Annotated in this window: 20 protein-coding genes; 10 read left to right on the forward strand and 10 right to left on the reverse strand. The window is 44.1% G+C overall.

Going from position 1 to position 23,018, the window contains the following annotated elements; translation table 11 throughout:
- Window positions 1-53: 53 nt before the first annotated feature.
- From rfbB to LIN98_RS09175, 6 genes are all read right to left on the reverse strand, one after another.
- Window positions 54-1,121: a dTDP-glucose 4,6-dehydratase gene (gene rfbB / locus LIN98_RS09150; RefSeq protein ID WP_005569397.1), complete on the reverse strand. Its 1,068-nt coding sequence runs from the start codon at window positions 1,119-1,121 to the stop codon at window positions 54-56.
- A gap of 69 nt (window positions 1,122-1,190) precedes the next feature.
- Complete coding sequence (locus LIN98_RS09155; protein WP_005567291.1) at window positions 1,191-2,321, reverse strand: lytic murein transglycosylase; 1,131 nt, start codon at window positions 2,319-2,321, stop codon at window positions 1,191-1,193.
- A gap of 1 nt (window position 2,322) precedes the next feature.
- Window positions 2,323-3,126: a glycosyltransferase family 2 protein gene (locus LIN98_RS09160; protein WP_005589401.1), complete on the reverse strand. Its 804-nt coding sequence runs from the start codon at window positions 3,124-3,126 to the stop codon at window positions 2,323-2,325.
- Between the two features lie 74 nt (window positions 3,127-3,200).
- The gene (locus LIN98_RS09165) at window positions 3,201-4,082 is read right to left on the reverse strand and encodes a glycosyltransferase family 2 protein (RefSeq protein ID WP_005556330.1); all 882 of its coding nucleotides are present in this window, start codon (window positions 4,080-4,082) and stop codon (window positions 3,201-3,203) included.
- Entirely contained in the window at window positions 4,082-5,275 is a 1,194-nt protein-coding gene (locus LIN98_RS09170) for a hypothetical protein (RefSeq protein WP_005556328.1), read from the reverse strand. Before LIN98_RS09170 ends, LIN98_RS09165 begins: the two co-directional genes overlap by 1 nt.
- A gap of 8 nt (window positions 5,276-5,283) precedes the next feature.
- Window positions 5,284-6,060: a glycosyltransferase family 25 protein gene (locus LIN98_RS09175; protein ID WP_005556324.1), complete on the reverse strand. Its 777-nt coding sequence runs from the start codon at window positions 6,058-6,060 to the stop codon at window positions 5,284-5,286.
- Window positions 6,061-6,190: 130 nt separating this feature from the next.
- Here LIN98_RS09175 and LIN98_RS09180 point away from each other — a divergent pair, with 130 nt between their 5' ends.
- From LIN98_RS09180 to LIN98_RS09205, 6 genes are all read left to right on the forward strand, one after another.
- A complete protein-coding gene (locus LIN98_RS09180; protein WP_005556322.1) occupies window positions 6,191-7,714 on the forward strand; it encodes an MATE family efflux transporter in 1,524 nt (507 codons plus the stop codon).
- Window positions 7,711-8,667, forward strand: a complete 957-nt coding sequence (locus tag LIN98_RS09185) for a polysaccharide pyruvyl transferase family protein (protein WP_005556319.1) — start codon at window positions 7,711-7,713, stop codon at window positions 8,665-8,667. The genes LIN98_RS09180 and LIN98_RS09185 overlap by 4 nt, the downstream gene beginning before the upstream one ends.
- 108 nt (window positions 8,668-8,775) lie before the next feature.
- Window positions 8,776-9,027: a type II toxin-antitoxin system Phd/YefM family antitoxin gene (locus tag LIN98_RS09190; protein WP_005547296.1), complete on the forward strand. Its 252-nt coding sequence runs from the start codon at window positions 8,776-8,778 to the stop codon at window positions 9,025-9,027.
- Window positions 9,024-9,278 carry a Txe/YoeB family addiction module toxin gene (locus tag LIN98_RS09195; RefSeq protein ID WP_005556313.1) on the forward strand — a complete coding sequence of 85 codons (255 nt, stop codon included), beginning with the start codon at window positions 9,024-9,026 and terminating at the stop codon, window positions 9,276-9,278. The genes LIN98_RS09190 and LIN98_RS09195 overlap by 4 nt, the downstream gene beginning before the upstream one ends.
- Window positions 9,279-9,290: 12 nt before the next feature.
- Window positions 9,291-10,034, forward strand: coding sequence for a YdcF family protein (locus tag LIN98_RS09200; RefSeq protein ID WP_005542222.1), 744 nt, complete (start codon window positions 9,291-9,293; stop codon window positions 10,032-10,034).
- Window positions 10,035-10,210: 176 nt separating this feature from the next.
- Entirely contained in the window at window positions 10,211-11,038 is an 828-nt protein-coding gene (locus tag LIN98_RS09205) for a DNA ligase (RefSeq protein WP_005556311.1), read from the forward strand.
- Between the two features lie 132 nt (window positions 11,039-11,170).
- Here the strand turns inward: LIN98_RS09205 and uvrD are convergent, their stop codons facing one another.
- Both uvrD and LIN98_RS09215 read right to left on the reverse strand, forming a co-directional pair.
- The gene (uvrD, locus tag LIN98_RS09210) at window positions 11,171-13,345 is read right to left on the reverse strand and encodes a DNA helicase II (RefSeq protein ID WP_249856112.1); all 2,175 of its coding nucleotides are present in this window, start codon (window positions 13,343-13,345) and stop codon (window positions 11,171-11,173) included.
- Between the two features lie 173 nt (window positions 13,346-13,518).
- Window positions 13,519-14,868 (reverse strand): GntP family permease, encoded by a 1,350-nt coding sequence (locus LIN98_RS09215; protein WP_148326121.1) that lies wholly within the window; start codon window positions 14,866-14,868, stop codon window positions 13,519-13,521.
- 217 nt (window positions 14,869-15,085) lie between these two features.
- On the opposite strand from LIN98_RS09215, the gene LIN98_RS09220 reads away from it, so the two are divergent.
- Window positions 15,086-15,604, forward strand: coding sequence for a gluconokinase (locus LIN98_RS09220; RefSeq protein ID WP_005556305.1), 519 nt, complete (start codon window positions 15,086-15,088; stop codon window positions 15,602-15,604).
- A 69-nt stretch (window positions 15,605-15,673) separates the two neighbouring features.
- Here LIN98_RS09220 and gntR read toward each other — a convergent pair whose 3' ends face one another.
- Window positions 15,674-16,672 carry a gluconate operon transcriptional repressor GntR gene (gene gntR, locus LIN98_RS09225; RefSeq protein WP_005565320.1) on the reverse strand — a complete coding sequence of 333 codons (999 nt, stop codon included), beginning with the start codon at window positions 16,670-16,672 and terminating at the stop codon, window positions 15,674-15,676.
- Between the two features lie 48 nt (window positions 16,673-16,720).
- Window positions 16,721-17,545 carry a formate dehydrogenase accessory sulfurtransferase FdhD gene (gene fdhD / locus LIN98_RS09230; RefSeq protein WP_249856113.1) on the reverse strand — a complete coding sequence of 275 codons (825 nt, stop codon included), beginning with the start codon at window positions 17,543-17,545 and terminating at the stop codon, window positions 16,721-16,723.
- A 241-nt stretch (window positions 17,546-17,786) separates the two neighbouring features.
- Here fdhD and fdnG point away from each other — a divergent pair, with 241 nt between their 5' ends.
- From fdnG to LIN98_RS09245, 3 genes are read left to right on the forward strand one after another with little or no spacing between them, the layout of a single operon-like run.
- A complete protein-coding gene (fdnG, locus tag LIN98_RS09235) occupies window positions 17,787-20,876 on the forward strand; it encodes a formate dehydrogenase-N subunit alpha (protein WP_142951951.1) in 3,090 nt (1,029 codons plus the stop codon).
- Between the two features lies 1 nt (window position 20,877).
- Entirely contained in the window at window positions 20,878-21,804 is a 927-nt protein-coding gene (fdxH, locus tag LIN98_RS09240; protein ID WP_005542207.1) for a formate dehydrogenase subunit beta, read from the forward strand.
- Complete coding sequence (locus tag LIN98_RS09245) at window positions 21,797-22,510, forward strand: formate dehydrogenase subunit gamma (RefSeq protein WP_005569889.1); 714 nt, start codon at window positions 21,797-21,799, stop codon at window positions 22,508-22,510. The genes fdxH and LIN98_RS09245 overlap by 8 nt, the downstream gene beginning before the upstream one ends.
- Window positions 22,511-23,018: the final 508 nt, after the last annotated feature.

Here is a 23,018-nt window from a genome sequence, read left to right on the forward strand (position 1 = left end):
CATATTTAGTGTTGTTTTTGCGAAAAAGAGCTAAAATCCAACCGTTTGTAAAATTATTGACTGCCTAAACGCTCACGATTGTAAGAACCATCTAACACACGGCTCCACCATTTTCGGTTATTTAGATACCACTCCACCGTTTTACGAATGCCTGATTCAAAGGTTTCTTGCGGTTTCCAGCCTAATTCACGACTGATTTTGGTTGCATCAATGGCATAACGCACATCATGACCAGGGCGGTCTTTAACGTAAGTGATTAAATCTTCGTATTTGGTAACGCCAGCAGGTTTATCTGGAACCAGTTCTTCTAATAAAGCACAGATGGTGCGAACTACATCAATGTTCGCTTTTTCATTGTGACCACCGATATTGTAGGTTTCTCCAATTTTGCCTTCTGTCACAACTTTGTATAAAGCACGAGCATGATCCTCTACAAATAGCCAGTCACGAATTTGCTGGCCGTTACCATACACAGGAAGCGGTTTGCCATCTAAGGCGTTTAAAATTATCAATGGAATCAATTTTTCCGGAAAGTGAAACGGCCCATAGTTGTTTGAGCAGTTGGTCACAATCGTTGGCAAGCTGTAAGTACGCAACCACGCACGAACAAGATGATCGCTGGAGGCTTTTGATGCAGAATAAGGACTACTTGGGGAATAAGGCGTGGTTTCAGTAAAAAGATTGTTCGTCCCATCTAAATCGCCATAAACTTCATCGGTCGAAATATGATGGAAACGGAATCCTGCTTTTTTCTCATCGTTTAAACTACTCCAATAAGCACGGGCGGCTTCTAATAAAATGTAAGTACCCACGATATTAGTTTCAATAAAAGTAGCAGGTCCATCAATAGAACGGTCAACGTGGCTTTCTGCGGCTAAGTGCATTACTGCATCAGGCTGGTGCTGTTCAAATATGCGAGCAAGTGCTTTTGCATCGCAAATATCCACTTGTTCAAATATATAACGTGGATTATTTTTCACTGCTTCAAGAGATTCTAAATTTCCTGCATAGGTCAATTTATCAACGTTAACTACGCTGTCTTGCGTATTCTCAATAATATAGCGAACTACTGCAGAACCTATAAAACCTGCACCGCCTGTAACTAAAATAGTTTTCAACATAATTATCCCTCTAGGTTTAAAAAATTATCTCACAACTTTATAAAATGACCTAATTTTAAATGTTTAAGCCTATTTGACTCTTTGCTCAATCCTATCAGCAAACATTCCAATACTCACAGCAAAATAGTTGGATTTATTCCAATGTAGCAAGGTTCTGTAATTATTAGAGACCAAAAATGCACGCCCTAATTCACGATCCGGCCTTACCAGCCATAAGTCTTGTGCGCCGGAAAGTGCGGTCAGTTTTTGTTGTGTTTGTGGAGTTTGGTATTTTAGGGTGACACCCATATTTTGCCAGTCGCTTAAAGAACGTTTTTTATTTTCCTCTGTGCCAGCAAGCGCCATGTCTAACGGTTGGGTTAGTGCAACTTCTACACCCCATGGCAGGTTTTCGTTCCAGCCGACGGTGTGTAAATAATTAGCGATGGAGGCGAAAACATCATAATGATCGGTCCAGATATTTTTCTCGCCATCATTGTTGCCATCTGCGGCGTAGCTGAGGTAAGAGCTTGGCATGAATTGGGTCTGTCCCATGGCGCCTGCCCATGAACCCAGCATTTTATAGCGTTGAATATGATCGCGCTGTAGCATTTTCATGGCGGCGATGAATTCTTTGCTGAATAAGGCTTCACGGCGTCCGTCAAAAGCAAGAGTGGCTAAGGTGGATAACACATCGTAATTGCCCTGATAATAGCCAAAGCTACTCTCCATGCCCCACAAGGCTAACAGATAATTTTTCGGTACGCTGAATTTCTTTGAAGCATTTTCAAGCTGCGGCAATTGTTCCCAATAACGTGCTTCTGCCGTGTCTACTTTATTCTTGGTTAATACACGATTTAAGTAATTGGTCGTGCCGTTCGGATTGATGATCGGCGGGGCATTTGGATCACGCTTGCGAATTCTGCCCGCTTGCTGATCGTCCAAATCCACGGATTTTTGAATATAATTAATATTATTTTGTGCATTCAATACGTCGGCAGAAACGCCTTCTGCCGCTGCTTTACCTTTTAAGAAATTCACATAATCGTTGAAGTTATCCAAAGTGCGGGGCTTACTGTACACCGCAGTGGGATTCACAGCCGTAACAGAATTCGCCTGCTCAGAGGATTGCGTCGGCGCACTTGAATTTGAGGAACAACCCGCTAGAAAAAGTGCGGTGGAAATTCCGGATATTTTTAAAATACAGTTTAATTTCATCATGTTATTTTCTTAAAAAGGTTTGATAGATGTTTTTCAGTAATGATGTCGGCAATAATCTGGCACCGGAACGCAGGACAAAAGTGAATAGCCCGGATAAAAATCCCTGAATGCCAAGATGGTGTTTTAGCTTAAATAAGCGCCATTCCGCTTTGGCTTGGTTTAAACCACGGCGTCGCCCTACCATGCCGTTGCCGACGCGCGCATAGACCAAAATATCGGGTAAATTTGCTACGCGCTGCCCTTGCGCCACCAGTTTGATCCACAAATAATAATCTTCCTGTAAATCCTCATATCCGCCGCAATTTATGACCGCACTTTTTTGATACGCCACCGTCATGTGATTAAACGGGCAGCGTTTTTGGGTAAATGTAACGATGTCTTGCGCAGAAGTCGGCACATTTCGATATGCCACTATGTCATGGATATTTTCACCGAATTCGGCAATTTGCCCACCGAACACTATAGTATCAGGATGTTGTTCAATAAACGCCACCTGTTTGGCAAAACGTTCCGGCACGCAAATATCATCGGTATCCATGCGCAGAACCCAGTCGCGCGAGCAATATTTTAAACCTTCGTTGAGAGCTTTGCCTAAACCTAAATTGTTCGGTAATTTCACCAAATTAAACGGCAGCTTCGATTCAAACTCGGCAACCACCGCTTCCAATTCAGGCGTCACCGCGCCATCAAACACCAGTACGACTTCATCGGCAGGGCAGGTTTGTGCCACCAAACTTTCCAAACATTCTCTTAAATATTGTGGATTTTCCTTAATATATAAGGACATTAACACTGAAAATTTCACTACCAACTACTCTACTCTTTTCTTCTTCAATTTCAATGGTACACATCCGGAGACGCATACAATCAATGCGCTATTTACATAAACCGCTTCAAATTAATCGCCAATTTAGGCGAAATCAGCACTACCAAGGCAATAATTAATTGTTTCAGACTTCTGGTCTGTTTAAAAATATCAAAATAATATTTCGCCGCTTTGCGGGATAAATTCATGATATGCGGATAAGCCAGAATATAACTGGCGTTAATCTTGAAATTGCGCGCCTGTTCCGGCGTTTTTACATAATGCTCACGAATATAATCAATGGCTTTTTGCGTATTGGTGGTATCTGTGGAAACGCTTGCCCGTTTGGTGTGGAAGGTGCAATAGGTCAGCGGTTCATTTACCTTGCAAGGCGTGAATTCGGGCTCCTGCAACAATTTCAACAGAAAATCATAATCTTCCAAAGAACGAAGTGCGGTGGATAATCCGCCTATTTTTAAGAACAAATCTTTCTTCACGCCGATCATCGGCATACCGCCGATTTTATTCGCCAACAAAATGCTTTCAATGCTGATATGTTGCGGATCAATGGGATGCGTGACATAAGTAAAGCCTTCATTCACCATTTCGCATTTCGCCGGGTGATAGATAAAGTTAATGTCGGCATGATCGGCAATCATCGCTGCCAATTTTTCACATTTATCATTAGCGAAACGATCGTCATCGTCTAAAAACAATAACCAGTCATGTTGTGCATGGCGCGCACCGATATTGCGACTTTCCGCCGCGCCCTGATTGATTTCGTTGCGAATCACCCGCACGGGGAAAGGATAATTTTGCACCACTGTAACAGGTTCTTTCGAGCAATCGTCCACAACCACCACTTCAAAATCATGCGCAGTTTGTTGGCTTAAACTTTCCAACAGCGCGGGCATTTCCTCTTTGCGATTATAAGAAGGAACGATGATACTGAACATTATTTCGCCTCCTTTTGTTTAAATAACACAAGTTGTTTGCCATGTGAACCAAATAAAGAGAAGAACATCAACATTACAAACATAATGCCCGGGAAAGCGAAAGTGTCGGCTTTCACGTTGCAGGCGGCGAGAATCACAAAGGCGGAAAGCATGAATTTCCAACTGCCGTCAAACCAATTTATCGCCACTTTACGCACAAAATAGAAAGTCACTAAAAAACACACCAGCGCATAAGTCACGCCGCCGTACAAAATCTGACGCAAGAACCCGGAATCTGTGTGACCGTAATAACGTCCCACTTCCGTTTGCCCCGTCATATAAAGCCCGTCGCCGGAAATAAATTGTTTTAATGTCGGCATAAATAAATGTTTTTCCACTAACGTATCTGTCGAAGAACTGACAAAGCCCGCACCATGTAACACATTAATCACCGGCTCCAAGGCGTGCGCCACATATTTATTACCCGGCAGGAAATACGCCAACAATAGCAGCAAAACGGCAAACGAAATCACTACCGGAATATACCGCACTTTGAAGTACAACAAAATGCTCACCGCCGAAAGCAGCAAAAAGGTTCTGCCGGAAATCAAACCGATGCACAACATAAAGAAGATAATCAAACTTGGAATGCGGTTATGTTTCGCGTTGTAGGCAAGCAGAAAATGAAACAGCATTAAATAGAACAAACTTAGCTGGAAAAAAGCCGCCGATGTCACGTTATATAAGCGATATTCCTGTTCGGAACCATAAAACCGCGCCGGCAGCAGCGCGTTCGTGGCAAGCAGGAAATCAATTATAAAAGACACGCCGAAAAGCGCCAATAAGCCCAGAACGAACTGCGTCACCACGCCGATTTGCAGATCCCGCACCATTCTTTGCTGACCGTGGGCATCTGCATAAAAAACGTTATAGATGCCGATGCCCAAAACAAATAACACAAAGCCCTTCACGTACATCATGATGACGGAAAGATCCCGCGTGCCGTTAACCAACAAGGGGATCACACTGAACAGAATCAAGCCGCATAATACGGCAAGGCTGTCTAACGGCACGATAATGCCGTTGGTTTGCCGTTTTTTTACTAACCGATACGCCAACACTGCCAGCGCAATCAGCCCGGCAATGAGCGACATTCGCAAAAAATGGAAGAACCAAGGATCATAAAGGTAAAACAGATTAAAAAGTGCGGTCATTTTTTTCGTTATTTTCCTAAGTTCTTCTTCACGGCTAACAGTTTTTTCAACGGGTATTTCAGCAGTTTTTTCGCTAAATTATTGGACTTCGACCCGCGCACGGCTTCCAAATTACTCACCAGTTGTGGGTTTTCAATTACCATCAACGGGCGCACCACGTTATTGTTCAGCTTAAATTGGGTTTCAAATAACAGAAAATCGTCAGCGAGCCAAAACGGTTTTTCCTGTTCCAAAATGGCAAGAAACGTCCGTGCAGCGGATTTTTTGATTAAATACGCCACGGTGCCGGCAAAATAGCTTTTATACGGATAGGCATAAGTGGCGGCACCCACATTGGCGCGTAAAAAGGCAAACGTGGTCGGATAATTGATTTCCAGTTCCATGTCATCAAATCCGGCAATTTTGGATTGCCCGATAAGGATGATGTCCGCCGTACAATGTTGCGCCAAAAGTGCGGTCAGATTTTCAGGTAAATTTTTATTGAACAGGGCATCGTCTTCACACACCAAGGCATAATCCTTTTCCGCCACCTTTTCATCAGCGACAATTTGGCGGTAAACCTCAAGATGACTCAGAGTACAACCGATTTCACCTTTGGTTACTTTACGCCCGTAGTGCTGTTCAAATTTGACCGGATTAAACACCGCCGACAGCACATCCCAATCCTTTTGCATGGTATTTATTGCCGGGAAAACCGAAAATTCCGCCGTACCGGGCTGTGCAAAAAACAGCTCACGACGCTGAACGTCTTTGTCTAGTGAAACCAAATATTTATTCATAATCATCTCAATTAAAATCTGTTGTATATTTGATTATGCGAAGTCTAAATAATTACATAATAGATTGCTGATTATACTAAAGAAAACTATAATCCCCCACCTATTTTACGGAAAAAGGTCAAGATTAATTCTCATCATGTCCAACAAAACCATCGCAAAAAACACCCTGTTTCTTTATATCCGAATGCTCTTCAATATGGGCGCCATGCTGTATATTTCACGCGTGGTGCTACGGGTGCTCGGCGTAGAAGATTTCGGGATTTACACCATTGTGATGGGCGTGGTGATTTTGTTTTCGTTTTTCAACGGCACTATGACGGCAACCACCCAGCGTTTTATTAACGTGGAAAAAGCCTCAAACGACTCAAGCAGAGTAAATCAGGTTTTTAACATCAGCATCTTGAATCACCTGTTTATTATGCTGGTCGTGGTGATTCTGGCGGAAACGGCAGGATTATGGTTTTTAAATCATAAATTGAACATTCCCGCCCCGCGTATGAACGCCGCCAACATTGTGTACCAGGTAGCATTGCTCATTGCGTTGGTGGAAATCATTAAAGTACCCTTTAACGCTATGATCGTGGCGCATGAGCGAATGTCCTTTTATGCCTGGCTCGGGTTGGCGGAAACCGGCTTAAAACTGGGCGCAATTTTTATTCTCACGCAAATAGAAAACCACGATAAATTGATTTCTTACAGTTTACTGCTGCTGTGCGTAAGTTTATTGGTTTTCACCCTGTATTTTCGTTTCACCCGCAACGCCTTTCACGCAGAAACCCGCTTTCAGTTTCAAAAAGATCTCGGCAAAATCAAAGAAATGATGCGTTTTTCCGGCTGGATGTTGGTGGGGCAGGTAGCTTATGTGGGTTCCACCCAAGGCTTAAATATGGTGACCAATCTCTTCTTCGGCGTCACCGCCAATGCCGCCGTGGGCATTGCCACACAAGTCGATACGGCGGTGTACAGTTTCGTCAATAATTTCCAGGTGGCGTTCAATCCGCAACTGGTACAGTCTTACGCCGCGAAAGACTACGATCGCAACAAAAAGTTAATTTTAGGCACGTCAAAATATTCCTTCTATTTAATCGCCATTTTATCGGCGCCGGTGTTGTATTTCAGCCATACATTGCTCACCCTTTGGCTGGGCGATCATGTGCCGCAATATTCCGATAAACTGGTGCAAGCCACCATTGTTTGTTCCTTAATCAGCGCCATGGCGGGTTCCTTCTGGATGACGGCGCTTGCCATCGGTTCGCACACCATCAAACGATACAACATCGTTTTGGCAACCATTGACCTGTGCACCGTACCGCTCGCCTATTATTTATTCACACTGGGCTACAATCCGGTGTTTGCGTTCATCGGCAAATTCTGCACCGCCTCACTCATGCAAATTTACCGTCTGTATTTTATTAACAACAAAATTAAATTTAATCGAAAAGAATTTGTCTCATACTTACTGAATATCGGCATTATTTTTGCCTTTTTATTGGGTTTAATTTATTTATCGAACACGCAACGCACGTATTCCCTCGTGGAATTTATCGGCGAAGCCATCCTTATTGAAATCGTTCTGTTTGCACTCATCCTGCTCATCGGATTAAACAAAGCAGAAAAAAACGTCTTATTTAGCTATTTACTGAAAAGAGTGAGAAAATGAATCAACAACTTATTGATTTAAAACATAAGCTGGCGCCCATTGCGGATTTAATCAAAGATAAAAATGACGTGTTTTATCTGGATTATCCGTTACATTTAAATGTGGGCGATTTATTGATTTATCACGGAACGGAACAATTTTTTACCGATCACAACATTCATGTGAGGTTAAAACGTAGCGAATACGATACGAATATTGACGAAATCAAACAAAAAATCACACCGAATACCACGATTTTACTGCATGGCGGCGGTAATTTCGGCGATCTTTACCCGCAACATCAAAATCTGCGCGAAGCCATTGTGCAAACATTCCCGAACAACCGCATCATTGTTTTGCCACAAACCCTGTTCTATAAAAACCCAAAAACACTGGAAAAATCCACCGCACTTTTCCGCCAGCATCCCGATTGCCATTTGTTGGCGCGGGACGAACGCACGGCAAAAGCCTTTGAAGCGTTTTCCCCAAATGTGTATTTATCGCCGGACATGGCTCACGAACTGTATGGTACCTTGCCTACCAAAAACACACACACCGGAAAAGCTCTGTATTTTCTCCGCAAAGACATTGAAGCCAGCGACATTGAAAAAAACATCACCGCACAATTACCTGCCGGTAGCCATATTAAAGACTGGGATGACATCTTATCCAAACGCGACAGCCTGGTTCTCGCGCTAAGCTGGCGTTTAGCCAAATTTGCCAACAAATATCGACTATGCTGGTTAAAAGATCTCGTCCAGTTCGTCTGGAAAAATTACACCCTGCGCATTGTAAAACGCGTGGCGCAGGATTTTCTCGGCTACGACAACATCACCACCACCCGCCTGCACGGACATATATTCTCCAGCCTGTTGGAAATCCCTAATGTCGTCTGCGATAACACCTACGGCAAAAATACGGGCTACGCCAATTTATGGACCAAAGGGTTGGATTTTGTGACGTTTTATAAATAAGTAGAAATCATATTCAGAAAGCATACATCATAAAATGTGTGCTTTTTTATTGAGCACATCTTTTTATTGTGCAATAATTTGTACAATGTTTTTATTAAGGAGAATAACATGAATGTAATAAGTTATTCTGCGTTTCGTGCAGAATTGGCAACCACACTTGATCAGGTGGTAGCAGATCATAGCCCAGTCATGATTACCAGACAAAATGGCAAACACGCTGTTGTAATGAGTTTAGAAGATTTCGCAGCTTACGAAGAAACGGCTTATTTATTACGCAGCCCCAAAAATAGAGAGCGTTTATTAGCCTCTATTGACCAGCTCAATTCAGGTAAAATCATCGAACGGGAACTCCAGGAATGATTTTAGCTTGGACGGAAACCGCCTGGGAAGATTATCTTTATTGGCAGCAAGTTGATAAAAAGACGTTGTTGCGCATTAATAAACTTATCCAAAATATTACCAGATCACCTTTCGAAGGCTTAGGCAATCCTGAACCTTTAAAACATCAGTTATCCGGGTTTTGGTCTAGAAGAATAGATAAAGAGCATCGTCTTGTATACCAAGTATCGGATAGCCATTTAACGATTATTCAATGCCGCTATCACTACTAAAAAACGTTTAATATGTTCGAACTCAAAAAACTCATCACCGCTATGCTGTTGCCACCATTTAATGTATTGATTTTATGGTTGCTTTCCTTATTTTTTTCATTAATCAGATGCAAAGCCGTAGGGCGTTTATGCGCTTTGCTTGGCATTTTGATTCTTTATGTGGTCAGCATTCCTTACACGGCGCAAATCCTTAAAGACAGCTTGGTGACGGAAGATCATTTAACCTTAGAGGATTACAAGCAGGCGCAAGCTATTGTGTTACTGGGCGGCGGTGTGCGTGACAGCAAAGAATTATATGCGCCTCTCGCCTCTTCCGCCACGCAATTAGAACGTTTGCGTTACGCTGCTTATTTGCAAAAAGAAACGCAGTTACCGTTATTAATCAGCGGTGTCAGCCCGACGGGTGCTTCGGAAGCCAAGGTATCCGCACAGGAACTGCTGGATTTCTTTCATGTGCCGACCAAGTGGCTGGAAGAAAAATCCCTAACCACCAAAGAAAATGCGTTATATACCCGTCAATTGCTGGAAAAAGAAGGCATCAATAAAATCATCTTAGTGACGAATGAATGGCATATGCAACGCGCCAAACTGTTATTTGAAGGACAGGGATTTCAAGTGTTGCCGGCAAGTGTCGGTGAAGGCATTACCCCTGAGGCTTATTCGTTAAATATGATGCACTTTATCCCACAAGCCGGCGCCATAGCAAAAAATATGCAATTACTGAAAGAATGGATGGGGTATTTGAAAGAAAAATAAACGCCAAGATTTTTGACCGCACTTTACCGCGAAAACAATCGAAGAATGCGCCAAGACAAAGCGCATTTTTTCGTGTTTTCATTTTTGATTTGGGATCGCCGTCGCAAAAATTCACAGGCATTGTTTATCTATAGCGCGCCTTTACCTATGCTCCTTTTTTATTTAAAGGAACTCGTATGCGTCATTTTAAACTGCTTCTCACCCTCTACTTTTTCAGCCTTTTTTGTTACGCAGAAAAACCGGATTTAATGCTGTTAGAAAGCTACAAGAATCAAAATGTGACAGGATGGGTCATGAGCGAAAAATTAGATGGTGTACGCGGTTACTGGGACGGCAAACAAATGTTTACCCGCGGTGGCGTGCAACTGAGTCCGCCTACTTACTTTCTGGAAAAATTCCCGCCTTTTGCCATTGATGGCGAATTATTTAGTCAACGTGATCAATTTGCCGACATTTCTTCTATTGTTCGCGCTTATCAGGACAAAGGCTGGAATAAATTAAAGCTGTATGTCTTTGATGTGCCTGACGCTGAAGGAGACTTATTTGCCCGCTTGGCACAATTAAAAACCTATTTGGCGCAAAACCCAAGCGACTATATTGAAATTATTGAACAGATTCCTATTGAGAGCCCACAACATATTCAGCAATTTTTGCAGCAGGTGGAACAGCTCAAAGGAGAAGGCATTGTCATTCGCAATCCTAATGCGCCCTACGAAAGAAAACGCAGTTCGCAAATACTCAAATTAAAGACCGCACTTGACGAAGAATGCACCGTTGTCGCCCACCACAAAGGCAAAGGGCAGTTTGAAAGTGTGATGGGATCGCTCACTTGCGAAAACCATCGAGGGCAATTCAAAATCGGTTCGGGTTTCAAGTTGGATGATCGCATTAACCCGCCCCCGATCGGCGCCGTCATTACGTATAAATATCGCGGTTTAACCAATAAAGGTAAACCCAGATTTGCAACCTTTTGGCGGACAACCGAGCAAATACAGATACCCTAAAAAGTGCCCGTAAAATTATTCATAAATCACTGAGATAATTTATTCACCCCTTTGAGGCCGTTGTCAAAGCTAACGTTAAAAAACATTGTTTTTTATGACCGCACTTTTTTCTCATCGACAACAAAGCAAAAATTATACTTTCTCCAACTTCGCCAAATGGGCAATCAACCATTTAATGCCCTGATTCTGGAAAGCAATTTGCAGGCGTAAATTGTTGTCTGCACCTTCCACATTGATCACCGTACCGAAACCGAATTTTTCGTGTTTCACTTTCTGCCCCATTTTCCATTCGCTTCCCCCCACAACCGGCGCAACACTTCCGATTTTCGCTTGATTTAACGCACGGGTAACGGTACCGCGTAAACGGATTTCCTGCAAACATTGCTGGGGTAATTCGGTGATAAAACGGGAAGGCAAATGACGTTCTTCCTTGCCATATAAACGGCGGCTTTCCGCATAAGAAATGGTGAGTTTCTGCTTGGCGCGGGTAATCCCGACGTATGCCAAACGGCGCTCTTCTTCCAGACGCCCCGCTTCTTCAAAAGAACGGAAACTCGGGAATAATCCTTCTTCCACGCCAATCATGAAAACACGCGGAAACTCCAAGCCTTTTACCGAATGCAGCGTCATCATTTCGACGCAAGCCTGATGTGGCGCAGCCTGCTCCTCGCCCGCCTCCAATGAAGCGTGAGTTAAAAATGCCGTCAGATCCGTCATATCTTCCACGTCTTCAGGTTTGATAAATTCACGGGCGGCAGACACCAATTCTTCCAGGTTTTCAATACGTACCTCCCCTTTTTCGCCCTTTTCCTGTTTGTACATTTGATACAACCCGGAATGCTTAATCACAAAATCCGTTTGCGCAAACAACGGCATTTCTTCCGTGTCCCGCTGCAAAGAATTAATTAACTCCATAAAGCGTAACAATGCCGTAGCGGCGCGCCCGGCGAGTTTGTTTTCCTGAAGCGCCAGATTGGTGGCTTGCCATAAGGTGATTTGATGTTCACGGGTAAGATTGCGCAAGGTATCCAACGTGCGATCGCCAATGCCGCGCGGTGGCGTATTAATGACCCGCTCAAAGGCAGCATCGTCCTGTCGATTGGCGATTAACCGTAAATAAGCCAAGGCATCTTTAATTTCCTGCCGTTCAAAGAAGCGCATCCCACCATAAATGCGATACGGAATTTGCGAACGAATCAGCGCTTCTTCAATCACTCGTGACTGGCTGTTACTACGGTATAAAATGGCACAATCGTTTAATTTACCGCCGTCTTCAATCCAAGTCTTGATTTGTGAAGCCACAAACAATGCTTCATCCAATTCATTGAAGGCGGCGTAAATGCCCACCGGTTCGCCCTGATTGCCTTCCGACCACAAATTTTTCCCCAAACGATTGCTGTTGTTGGCGATCAATTCATTGGCAGCTTGCAAAATGTTCATGGTGGAACGGTAATTTTGTTCCAGACGAATAGTTTGTGCGTTGGCAAAATCTTTTAAAAATAACTGAATATTTTCAATTTTTGCACCGCGCCAGCCGTAAATAGACTGGTCGTCATCGCCCACAATCATCACTTTGCCGGTTTTGCCCGCCAGCAAGCGAATCCATTCATATTGAATTTTGTTGGTATCTTGGAACTCATCCACCAAAATATGCTGAAAACGTTGTTGATAACGTTGCAAAATCAGCGGTTTGTGTAAAAACAGTTCGTAAGAACGTAATAAAATTTCGGCAAAATCCACCAACCCTGCACGATCGCAGGCATCCTGATAAATTTGATAAATTTTGATCCATTCACGTTCCTGACGATCGTTGTGATCGTCAATGTGATTCGGACGCAGCCCTTCATCTTTCTTATTATTGATGTACCAACAGGCTTGTTTCGGTGGAAAACTTTTTTCGTCGAAATTGTGCAGTTTCATTAAGCGTTTGATTAAACGCAACTGATCTTCCGAATCCAAAATCTGGAAATCTTGCGGCAGATCCGCATCAAGGTGATGGGCGCGTAGCAATCGATGGGCAGTGCTATGAAAGGTGCCGACCCACATACCAAACAGGCGTTGATTGCCATCAGATAACACGGATTCAATACGATGACGCATTTCTGCGGCGGCTTTGTTGGTAAAGGTCACCGCCATAATACTGCCTTCGGAAATACCTTCAACACCGATCAACCACGCAATGCGATGTGTCAGTACACGGGTCTTACCGCTCCCCGCCCCCGCCAGCACCAAATAATTCCCCAAGGGCGCACTCACCGCCTCCCGTTGTTTATCGTTCAGCCCGTCTAATAATTCTGCAAAATCCATACCTTATCACACATAAATACTGTTTTTTTGTACAGGCTAAATTATAGCAATTTCTATTCAAAATACAATGAAAGAAAAGGACGGGGAAAAGTGCGGTGGTTTTTCACGATGGTTTTTTATATGGAAAAGCGCACCATCATGATGCGCTTTAAATAAATGGATAATGGATGATGTTAGAAAATAATGCTACCGATTAAAGCGATAATAAAACCGACAAAACCGATGGAGGTTTCCAACATGGTCCAGGTTTTTAACGTGGTTTTGGTGTCCATTTCCAAGAAACGGCTTATTAACCAGAAACCGCTGTCGTTCACATGGGAGAATACGGTGGCGCCGGAGGCAATGGCAATCACGATAAAACATAAATCCAATTGGCTGAGATCGGTTGCGGCGGCAACGGTCGGGGCGATTAATGCGGCTGCAGTAGTCAGGGCTACCGTTGCCGAACCTTGTGCCACACGCAATGCCATAGAAATAATAAAGGCGGTGATGATGATCGGCATACCGGTATTTGACAACATGGCGGATAACTCATCGCCGATGCCGCTGGCGCGCAATACGCCACCGAACATACCGCCCGCACCGGTCACTAAAATAATGGAGCAAATCGGTCCCAGCGCACTGTTACAAAGGCTTTCGATTTGTTCATAACTGCGTTCTCCGCGCAATAAGGCAATGGCAATTAATAATGTGATTAATAACGCGATCGGGGTTTTGCCGATGAGGCGCAGGCTTTCGACCCACAAGGAAGAACCGTCAATCACTTTTGCCACGCTGAGGGTATTTAACCCGGTATCAAACAAAATAAGGAAAATCGGTAAAACCAAAATAAACAGAACGCGCCCAAACGCCGGTGGATTTTGCACGGAGGTTTCGCTGATGGCGGCGGTGTTCAAAAAGGTTTTCGGCAGTTCCACAAAAAATTTTTTACTGATGTACATACTGAACAAATAAGTACCGATGTACCAGGTCGGGATCGCGCAAATTAAGCCAACAATCACCATCAAGCCCATATTCACGCCGAGTAAATCACCGGAAGCCACCGGACCCGGATGCGGCGGTAAAAACGCGTGCATGACCGCAAAAGCACCGGCAACTGGGAAGGCATAACGCAAGACGGAACCACCGAAACGTTTTGCGACACTAAAGACGATAGGCAACATGACCACCAGACCGGCATCAAAGAAAATCGGGAAGCCGAACAGCAACGCGGCAATCCCCAGCGCAAAAGGCGCTTTCTTTTCGCCGAATTTATTAATCAACGTATCCGCAAGCACTTTTGCCCCGCCGGTGACTTCCAATAAACGCCCGATCATGGTACCCAAACCGACTAATAACGCCACGGACGCCAAGGTGTTACCGAAGCCGGTTAACATGGTCGGCAGGATTTTATCCACGGCAATTCCTGCGGCAAGTGCGGTCAATAAACTGACTAAAATTAACGCCACAAAGGCATGCATTTTAAATTTGATAATTAATAGCAGAAGTAAAAGCACTGCTGCGATCATAATAAAAATTAACATAATAATTCCTTATGTTGATAATGTTATCGGTAACATACCTTTTTGCCGACTTTTGGTAAATAAACAGCATTTAAAAATGTGATCACAATCACAAAAAATTATATTTATGCGACATATTCAGCAATGAATGGCATTTTTTATCATATAAATATTGTTACCGATAACATTTTTACGTTAAGCTAAGCTGATTCAGAATTTCACGAAAAAGGAAATCACAATGGCAACAGGCAAAAGCATTATTTTAATGGGAGTTTCCAGTACAGGAAAAACATCAGTGGGGACGGAAGTAGCACGTCGTTTGGAGATAAAACTGATTGATGGCGATGATCTGCACCCGCGCGCCAATATCATAAAAATGGGCGAAGGACATCCGCTCAATGATGAAGATCGGGCGCCTTGGTTGGAGCGTATTCGCGATGCAGCATTTAGCCTGGAGCAAAAAAGCGAGATGGGCATTATCGTTTGTTCCGCCCTCAAGAAGAAATACCGTGACCAAATCCGTCACGGCAACCGCAATGTGAAGTTCCTCTTTTTACAAGGATCTTATGATGTGATTCTGGAACGTATGCGCCAACGCAAAGGGCATTATATGAAAGAATCCATGTTGAAAAGTCAGTTTGATACGCTGGAAGTGCCGGGGGCGGATGAACCGGATGTGATCGCCATCGATATTGACGCCTCTTTTGAAGAGGTTGTAGCGCGTTGCGTTCAGGCACTGAAACCTTATCTTTCCTAAGGCAAAAAGTGCGGTTGTTTTTCTAAGTGTTTTTGCGATTGAAAAACGCTTGAAAAAATTACCGCACTTTTAAATGCTTTCGCCCAAATGAATCTGATAACCCAAGTTAATAATCGCACTTTGCGCCGGGATGTCGTTAATGCGCGCCAGTAATTCCTGCGCGGCAATTCGCCCGATTTCCAGACGCGGCGTGATGACCGTGGCAAGTTGCGGCGTGATGGATTGCCCCACGTCGTGTCCGTGAAAGCCTGCCACGGCGATTTGTGCAGGAACCTTAATACCTAAACGCCGGCATTCGAAAATCGCGCCGATGGCGATGTCATCATTGGTGCAAAAAATGCCGTCCAACGGTGGAAATTTGGCGAGCGCCTGATGTAACAATTCTCCGCCCAAGGTAAAAGAAGAATGCGCTTTGGTGGCGATCACCTGTGGCGTTAATTGATGCTTTGTCATGGCATTTTCATAGCCCTGTTGACGTAATCGGGTGCGTTTGTCCTGACGGGCAGCAAAATATGCCACATTGCGATGTCCGCGATTAATCATGGTTTCCACCATGGCCTGTGCCGCCGCAATATTATCAAAGCCGACGACTTGCTGAATGCCCACTTCGGTCGTATCCATAATTTCAATCACTGGAATATTCGCTATTTTCAGCATTTTTTTGGTTCTTTCGGAATGATGACTTTCCGACAAAATAATGCCGTCTACGTTATAGGAAAGCAGGCTTTCAATGCGCTGCTCTTCTTTTTCTTCGCTGTAGCCATAGTGCGCTAACATAGTTTGATAGCCCGCTTTATCGGTCACCTGTTCAATACCACGAATCACATTGGCGAATACTTGGTTGGTCAGCGACGGTACCAACACACCGATTGCCCGACTCTTAGCATTCGACAAAATATCCGGCGCGCGATTAGGAATATAGCCGAAACGTTCAATGGCTTCCGCAATGCGCGCCTGCGTGCCGTTCGCCACGGAATCGGGATTGCGCAAATAGCGGCTGATGGTCATTTTCGTGATGCCAAGATAATCGGCAATGTCTTGTAAGGTAGGACGTTTATTTTTATTCATAGGAAAAAGTGCCGTAAATACATGACGTTATTTTAGTCCAAGGCAGCATTAATCACAAATCCGTAACCGTTCTCTGCCGCTGTAAACTGTGGCGCGCCCTGCTCTGGCAAAACCGATCAGGGTTAAGTTATATTGCTCCGCCATTTGCACCGCCAAATCCGTGGAAGCCGAAATCGCCACCAATATTTCTACTCCGACAGACACGGTTTTTTGCACCATTTCATAACTGGCACGGCTGGTGACGACGATAAAACCTTGCGGCTTCCCTGCTTTGGCGTGCCAGCCCAATAATTTATCCAACGCCACATGACGCCCCACATCTTCCCGAATAGCAAGCAAGCTCCCTTCCAAAGAAAAGAAACCGGCGGCGTGTGTGGAACCCGTTTGTTTGCCCAGTTCCTGCGATTTCTGCAATTGCTCTAAACAATCGTCCAGCTGCGCCACATCGAAGGTTAAAGTGCGGTCTAATTTGGCGACGTTTTTATAAACCTGTTGCAACTGCTCTGCGCCGCAAATGCCGCAACCGGTTCGCCCGGTTAAGGTGCGGCGATGATCTTTCAGCGCCACAAAACAGCGGGTGGCTAATTCGACTCTGGCTTCAATACCATTACAAACTTCTTCAATATCAATACTATAAATATCACTCGGTTTTTCAATAATGCCTTCCGATAGCGAAAATCCCATAGCGAAATCCTCTAAATCACGGGGCGAACACATCATTACCGTATGGGAAATATCATTATAAACCAGCGCCACAGGCACCTCTTTTGCGAGGGTTTCTTGTTTCTCGGAGGTGATGATTGTGTTTTGATTTTGTTTCTCATTTATTAATTTTTTGATAAAAAAAATTACTTTTTTTGTGATCCAGTTCAAAATTTTATCCCATTATAACTATTATTACTTATAGATTTCCGTAGAAAAAATAGGTATTCTACCCACCGCTAACAAATGTATAACAGATATTTAACATATCACATCATTTATTTAGCTTCGATTTTGCTTAAATATCATGTGATTTTAACAAAACCGATCGTAAATTATCTACTCAGATACGAATTTATAACTATCAAAAAAGAGGTCGACAAAACATTCTTTGTCGATGTGGGGAGTATTTATGCAGATCAGTAGAAGAAAATTCTTTAAGGTCTGTGCCGGAGGAATGGCGGGAACATCCGTTGCGATGTTAGGCTTTGCGCCATCAACGGCCTTGGCGGCACCACGCGAATATAAATTATTGCGTGCCAAAGAATCACGCCAAACCTGTACTTACTGTGCCGTAAGCTGCGGTATGTTGATGTACAGTACAGGGACACCATCCAATACATTAAGTAGTCATACGAGTACCAATACCCGTTCTAAATTATTCCATATTGAAGGTGACCCGGATCACCCGATCAGTCGTGGCGCATTGTGCCCTAAAGGTGCCGGCGCATTAGACTTTGTCAATAGTGAAAGCCGCGCCTTATATCCGCAATATCGCGCACCAGGTTCCGACAAATGGGAACGCCTTTCCTGGCATGATGCGGTTAAGCGCATCGCCCGCCTGATGAAAGATGACCGCGATGCCAACTTTGTCGAGAAAAATGAAGCGGGCAATATCGTTAACCGTTGGACCACTACGGGTATCATGACTGCATCGGCAATCAGTAATGAAGCCGCGCTGCTAACTCATAAGTGGATTCGAATGTTGGGGATGCTACCGGTATGTAACCAAGCGAATACTTGACACGGACCAACGGTAGCAAGTCTTGCTCCATCATTTGGTCGCGGTGCCATGACAAATAACTGGGTTGATATCAAAAACGCCAACCTTATTCTTGTTCAGGGCGGTAACCCTGCCGAAGCCCACCCTGTTGGCTTCCGTTGGGCAATTGAAGCGAAGAAAAACGGTGCGAAAATCATCGTTGTGGATCCGCGCTTCAACCGTACGGCTTCTGTTGCCGATTTACATGCACCAATTCGTTCCGGCTCCGATATTGCATTCTTAATGGGTGTAATTCGTTACTTGCTGGAAACCAATCAGATTCAGCATGAATATGTAAAACATTACACTAACGCCTCTTATTTGGTAAACGAAGGTTACAAATTTGAAGACGGTTTATTCTCAGGCTTTAACGAGGAAAAACACAGTTACGAAAAATCGACTTGGAATTATCAATTTGATGAAAACGGCCATCCGAAACGTGATATGACGTTGCAGGATCCGCGTTGCGTGATTAATGTCTTGAAAGAACACGTAGCCCGTTATACGCCCGAAGTGGTTGAAAATATTACCGGTGTAAAACAAAAACTGTTCTTACAAATTTGTGAAGAAATCGGTAAAACCTCTGCACCAAATAAAACCATGACGCATTTGTACGCGTTAGGCTTTACCGAACACACTATCGGTACGCAAAATATTCGCTCCATGGCGATGATCCAATTGTTATTGGGCAATATCGGTATGCCGGGGGGCGGAATTAACGCCTTGCGCGGTCACTCTAACGTACAGGGTACTACCGATATGGGCTTATTACCGACCATGCTGCCGGGCTATATGCGTTTACCGACAGAAAAAGAAAGCTCATTCGATCAGTTTATTAATGCGATTACGCCGAAAGACATCGTGCCGAATCAAATTAACTACTATCGTAATACGCCGAAATTCTTCATTAGTATGATGAAAACCTTCTATGGCGATAAAGCGACCAAAGAAAACAGCTGGGGCTTTGATTATCTTCCAAAAGTGGATCGCGTATATGATCCGATTACCCATGTGAAAATGATGCACGATGGCGAAATGCACGGTTGGATTTTACAAGGTTTCAACGTATTGAACTCCTTGCCGAACAAAAACAAAACCGTTGCCGGTATGAGTAAGTTGAAATACTTGATCGTGTTGGATCCGCTACAAACCGAAAGTTCCGAATTCTGGAGAAACTTCGGCGAATCCAACGAGGTAGATTCTTCCAAAATTCAAACGGAAGTCTTCCGTTTGCCGACCACCTGTTTCGCAGAAGAAGACGGTTCCATCGCGAACTCCGGTCGTTGGGCGCAATGGCACCAAAAATCCTGTGACCAACCGGGTGAAGCCTTACCGGATGCGGATATTTTCTCCATGATTCGTGAAGAAATGCATAAGCTTTACAAGAGCGAAGGTGGTCGCGGTATTGAGTCATTTGAAGCAATGACTTGGAACTATGACATTCCGCATTCTCCGTCACCGACAGAATTAGCCAAAGAACTGAACGGTTATGCGTTGGAAGATTTATACGATGCCAACGGCAATCTGATGTACAAAAAAGGGCAATTGCTGAACGCTTTTGCCCACTTGCGAGATGACGGTACGACAACCTCCGGGAACTGGTTATATGTCGGTCAATGGACGGAGAAAGGTAACCAAACGGAAAATCGCGATAATTCCGATCCGTCCGGTTTAGGTTGTACTCTTGGTTGGGGCTTTGCATGGCCAGCAAACCGCCGCGTGCTTTATAGCCGCGCCTCTTTGGATATTAACGGTAATCCTTGGGATAAACACCGTCAACTGATCAAATGGAACGGTAAAAACTGGAACTGGTTTGATATTGCCGACTACGGCACTCAACCACCAGGTTCCGATACCAGACCATTTATGATGTCAGCCGAAGGTGTTGGACGCTTATTTGCCGTTGATAAAATTAATAGCGGACCGTTCCCGGAACACTATGAACCGATTGAAAGTCCGATTGATACGAATCCGCTTCATCCGAATGTGGTATCAGATCCGACGGTGCGTATTTACAAAGAAGATCGCGAGTTTATCGGCTCAAATAAAGAATATCCGTTTGTGGCAACAACTTATCGTCTAACCGAACATTTCCACAGTTGGACCGCGCAATCTGCCATTAACATCATCGCACAACCGCAACAATTTGTGGAAATCGGTGAAAAATTGGCAGAAGAAAAAGGTATCCAAAAAGGCGATATGGTACGTATCACCTCCAAACGGGGCTATATTAAAGCTGTTGCTGTGGTCACCAAACGCCTGAGAGCATTGGAAGTTAACGGAAAAACGGTACACCATGTAGGCATTCCGATTCACTGGAATATGAAAGTATTAAATGGCAAAGGTAACAGAGGTTTCTCAACCAACACGTTGACGCCATCTTGGGGTGAATCAGTGACACAAACCCCTGAATATAAGACTTTCCTGGTGAATGTCGAAAAAATAGCGGAGGCCGCATAATATGAGAGCAATGGATGTACAAACGCAGGATGTTATTAAGATCTCCGCAACTTCAGGGTTAACTCCGGCACCACGTGCACGTGATCACAAGGTAGAAGTGGCCAAACTGATTGACGTCACCACCTGTATCGGTTGTAAAGCCTGCCAGGTAGGCTGTTCGGAGTGGAACGATATTCGTTCCGATGTCAATGCACAATGTGTCGGTATCTATGATAACCCGGTAGATCTTAACGCAAAAGCATGGACGGTCATGCGCTTTAATGAAGTGGAAGAAAATGATCGTTTAGAATGGTTAATTCGTAAAGACGGTTGTATGCACTGCACCGAGCCGGGTTGCTTAAAAGCCTGTCCGTCGCCGGGGGCGATTATTCAGTACGCTAACGGAATTGTGGACTTCCAATCCGATAAATGTATCGGTTGCGGCTACTGCATTGCCGGCTGTCCGTTTAACATTCCACGCATGAATCCGGAAGATAACCGTGTCTATAAATGCACTCTTTGTGTAGATCGTGTTTCCGTCGGTCAAGAACCGGCTTGCGTGAAAACCTGCCCGACCGGTGCGATTCGTTTCGGTTCCAAAGAAGAAATGAAAGTGTATGCAGAGCAACGCATTGCCGATTTAAAATCCCGTGGCTACAAAAACGCCGGACTTTATGACCCTGAAGGGGTTGGTGGGACGCATGTCATGTATGTATTACACCACGCCGACAAACCGGAGTTGTATAACGGTCTGCCGAAGGATCCACACATCGACCCGACAGTCACCTTATGGAAAGACATTCTGAAACCGATCGCAGCGGTTGCCATGGGAGGCTTGGCGCTTGCTGAAATCGGTCACTACCTCGTCGTAGGTCCGAATATTGAGGAAGATGTGGAAGATCATCATGAAGAATGTGAAGATGAGCGCGGGGGCACTCAAGATGAATAAGAGTAAAATTGAAATCACCAATAATACCCGTATCATTCGCCATCGAGTCCCTGCGCGTCTAAGTCACTGGTTCTTGGTGATCAGTTTCTTTTTAACCACATTTACCGGGGTGGCGTTCTTCTTCCCCGATTTTGCCTGGTTAACGGAAATTCTCGGTACGCCGCAACTGGCACGTGCCATTCACCCGTTCACCGGTATTTTGATGTTTATTGCATTCGTGTTCTTATGTTCACTATATTTGCATCACAATATTCCGGAGAAAAACGATATTCGCTGGATGAAAGGCATTGTTGAAGTGTTGAAAGGTAATGAACATGCCGTTGCCGATAACGGAAAATATAACCTGGGTCAAAAAATGTTGTTTTGGACACTGATCCTTGCCATGTTTACCTTAATGGGTTCCGGTATCATCATGTGGCGTCAATACTTCTCACACCACTTTTCCATTCCGGTGCTACGCATTGCCATCTTGCTGCATTCTGCCTGTGCTTTTATGCTGTTTACCGGTATTTTGGTACACATGTACATGGCGTTCTGGGTAAAAGGTTCCATCACCGGTATCGTGGAAGGTTGGGTAACTGTTCGCTGGGCGAAAAAACACCATCCGAAATGGTATCGTGAAGAAGTGCTTCCTGAACTGGAAAAAGATGTTGAGCGGGAAGAGAAAGGTGAGCAGACCAAAGCAATATTCAAGAAATTTAGCTAATCAATTAAAGTGCGGTGAAAAATAACCGCACTTTGATCTGCACCCCAAAAGTTGGACACTACGACCAACTAATTAAAGTGCAGATTTTCATGGGTAAACATTATTCAACGGGTTCAAACATCGAACCATCTACATACTAAACCGGAAAAGTGAAAAGAAACGCTAATCAAAACATGGCTTGCCATATTGCAACAAGCTTACTCAAGCTCAATTTTACTGCCATGGAGCTGAAAGATAATTAGGGCAATTAAAGGAAACGGATTTACCGATTATACAGACTAACCAAGGTTGTCTATCGGCTTGCCCGTTGGCGTGAGATGTTAATTCGCGATGAGGTTCACTTTATAGCATACAGCGCATAAGCTGATGGGAAAATTTATCTGCCCAAGTTTTGAGAGGCATGTGTTAATAAATAATATTTTTTGCTCCATAGCATTCATTTCTTTCCATGGCATATTGTTTCTCCGAGAGATTTTGACACTCATTTTACAAGATTGAAATATAAACG

The organism is Aggregatibacter actinomycetemcomitans (assembly GCF_023518055.1).
GTDB classification, from domain to species: domain Bacteria; phylum Pseudomonadota; class Gammaproteobacteria; order Enterobacterales; family Pasteurellaceae; genus Aggregatibacter; species Aggregatibacter actinomycetemcomitans.

Excerpts from the sequence above, each read along its gene's own strand:
- rfbB (WP_005569397.1), bottom strand. The coding sequence starts at position 1,121 with ATGTTGAAAACTATTTTAGTTACAGGCGGTGCAGGTTTTATAGGTTCT.
- LIN98_RS09155 (WP_005567291.1), bottom strand. The coding sequence starts at position 2,321 with ATGATGAAATTAAACTGTATTTTAAAAATATCCGGAATTTCCACCGCA.
- LIN98_RS09165 (WP_005556330.1), bottom strand. The coding sequence starts at position 4,082 with ATGTTCAGTATCATCGTTCCTTCTTATAATCGCAAAGAGGAAATGCCC.
- LIN98_RS09170 (WP_005556328.1), bottom strand. The coding sequence starts at position 5,275 with ATGACCGCACTTTTTAATCTGTTTTACCTTTATGATCCTTGGTTCTTC.
- LIN98_RS09175 (WP_005556324.1), bottom strand. The coding sequence starts at position 6,060 with ATGATTATGAATAAATATTTGGTTTCACTAGACAAAGACGTTCAGCGT.
- LIN98_RS09180 (WP_005556322.1), top strand. The coding sequence starts at position 6,191 with ATGTCCAACAAAACCATCGCAAAAAACACCCTGTTTCTTTATATCCGA.
- LIN98_RS09185 (WP_005556319.1), top strand. The coding sequence starts at position 7,711 with ATGAATCAACAACTTATTGATTTAAAACATAAGCTGGCGCCCATTGCG.
- LIN98_RS09190 (WP_005547296.1), top strand. The coding sequence starts at position 8,776 with ATGAATGTAATAAGTTATTCTGCGTTTCGTGCAGAATTGGCAACCACA.
- LIN98_RS09195 (WP_005556313.1), top strand. The coding sequence starts at position 9,024 with ATGATTTTAGCTTGGACGGAAACCGCCTGGGAAGATTATCTTTATTGG.
- LIN98_RS09200 (WP_005542222.1), top strand. The coding sequence starts at position 9,291 with ATGTTCGAACTCAAAAAACTCATCACCGCTATGCTGTTGCCACCATTT.
- LIN98_RS09205 (WP_005556311.1), top strand. The coding sequence starts at position 10,211 with ATGCGTCATTTTAAACTGCTTCTCACCCTCTACTTTTTCAGCCTTTTT.
- uvrD (WP_249856112.1), bottom strand. The coding sequence starts at position 13,345 with ATGGATTTTGCAGAATTATTAGACGGGCTGAACGATAAACAACGGGAG.
- LIN98_RS09215 (WP_148326121.1), bottom strand. The coding sequence starts at position 14,868 with ATGTTAATTTTTATTATGATCGCAGCAGTGCTTTTACTTCTGCTATTA.
- LIN98_RS09220 (WP_005556305.1), top strand. The coding sequence starts at position 15,086 with ATGGCAACAGGCAAAAGCATTATTTTAATGGGAGTTTCCAGTACAGGA.
- gntR (WP_005565320.1), bottom strand. The coding sequence starts at position 16,672 with ATGAATAAAAATAAACGTCCTACCTTACAAGACATTGCCGATTATCTT.
- fdxH (WP_005542207.1), top strand. The coding sequence starts at position 20,878 with ATGAGAGCAATGGATGTACAAACGCAGGATGTTATTAAGATCTCCGCA.
- LIN98_RS09245 (WP_005569889.1), top strand. The coding sequence starts at position 21,797 with ATGAATAAGAGTAAAATTGAAATCACCAATAATACCCGTATCATTCGC.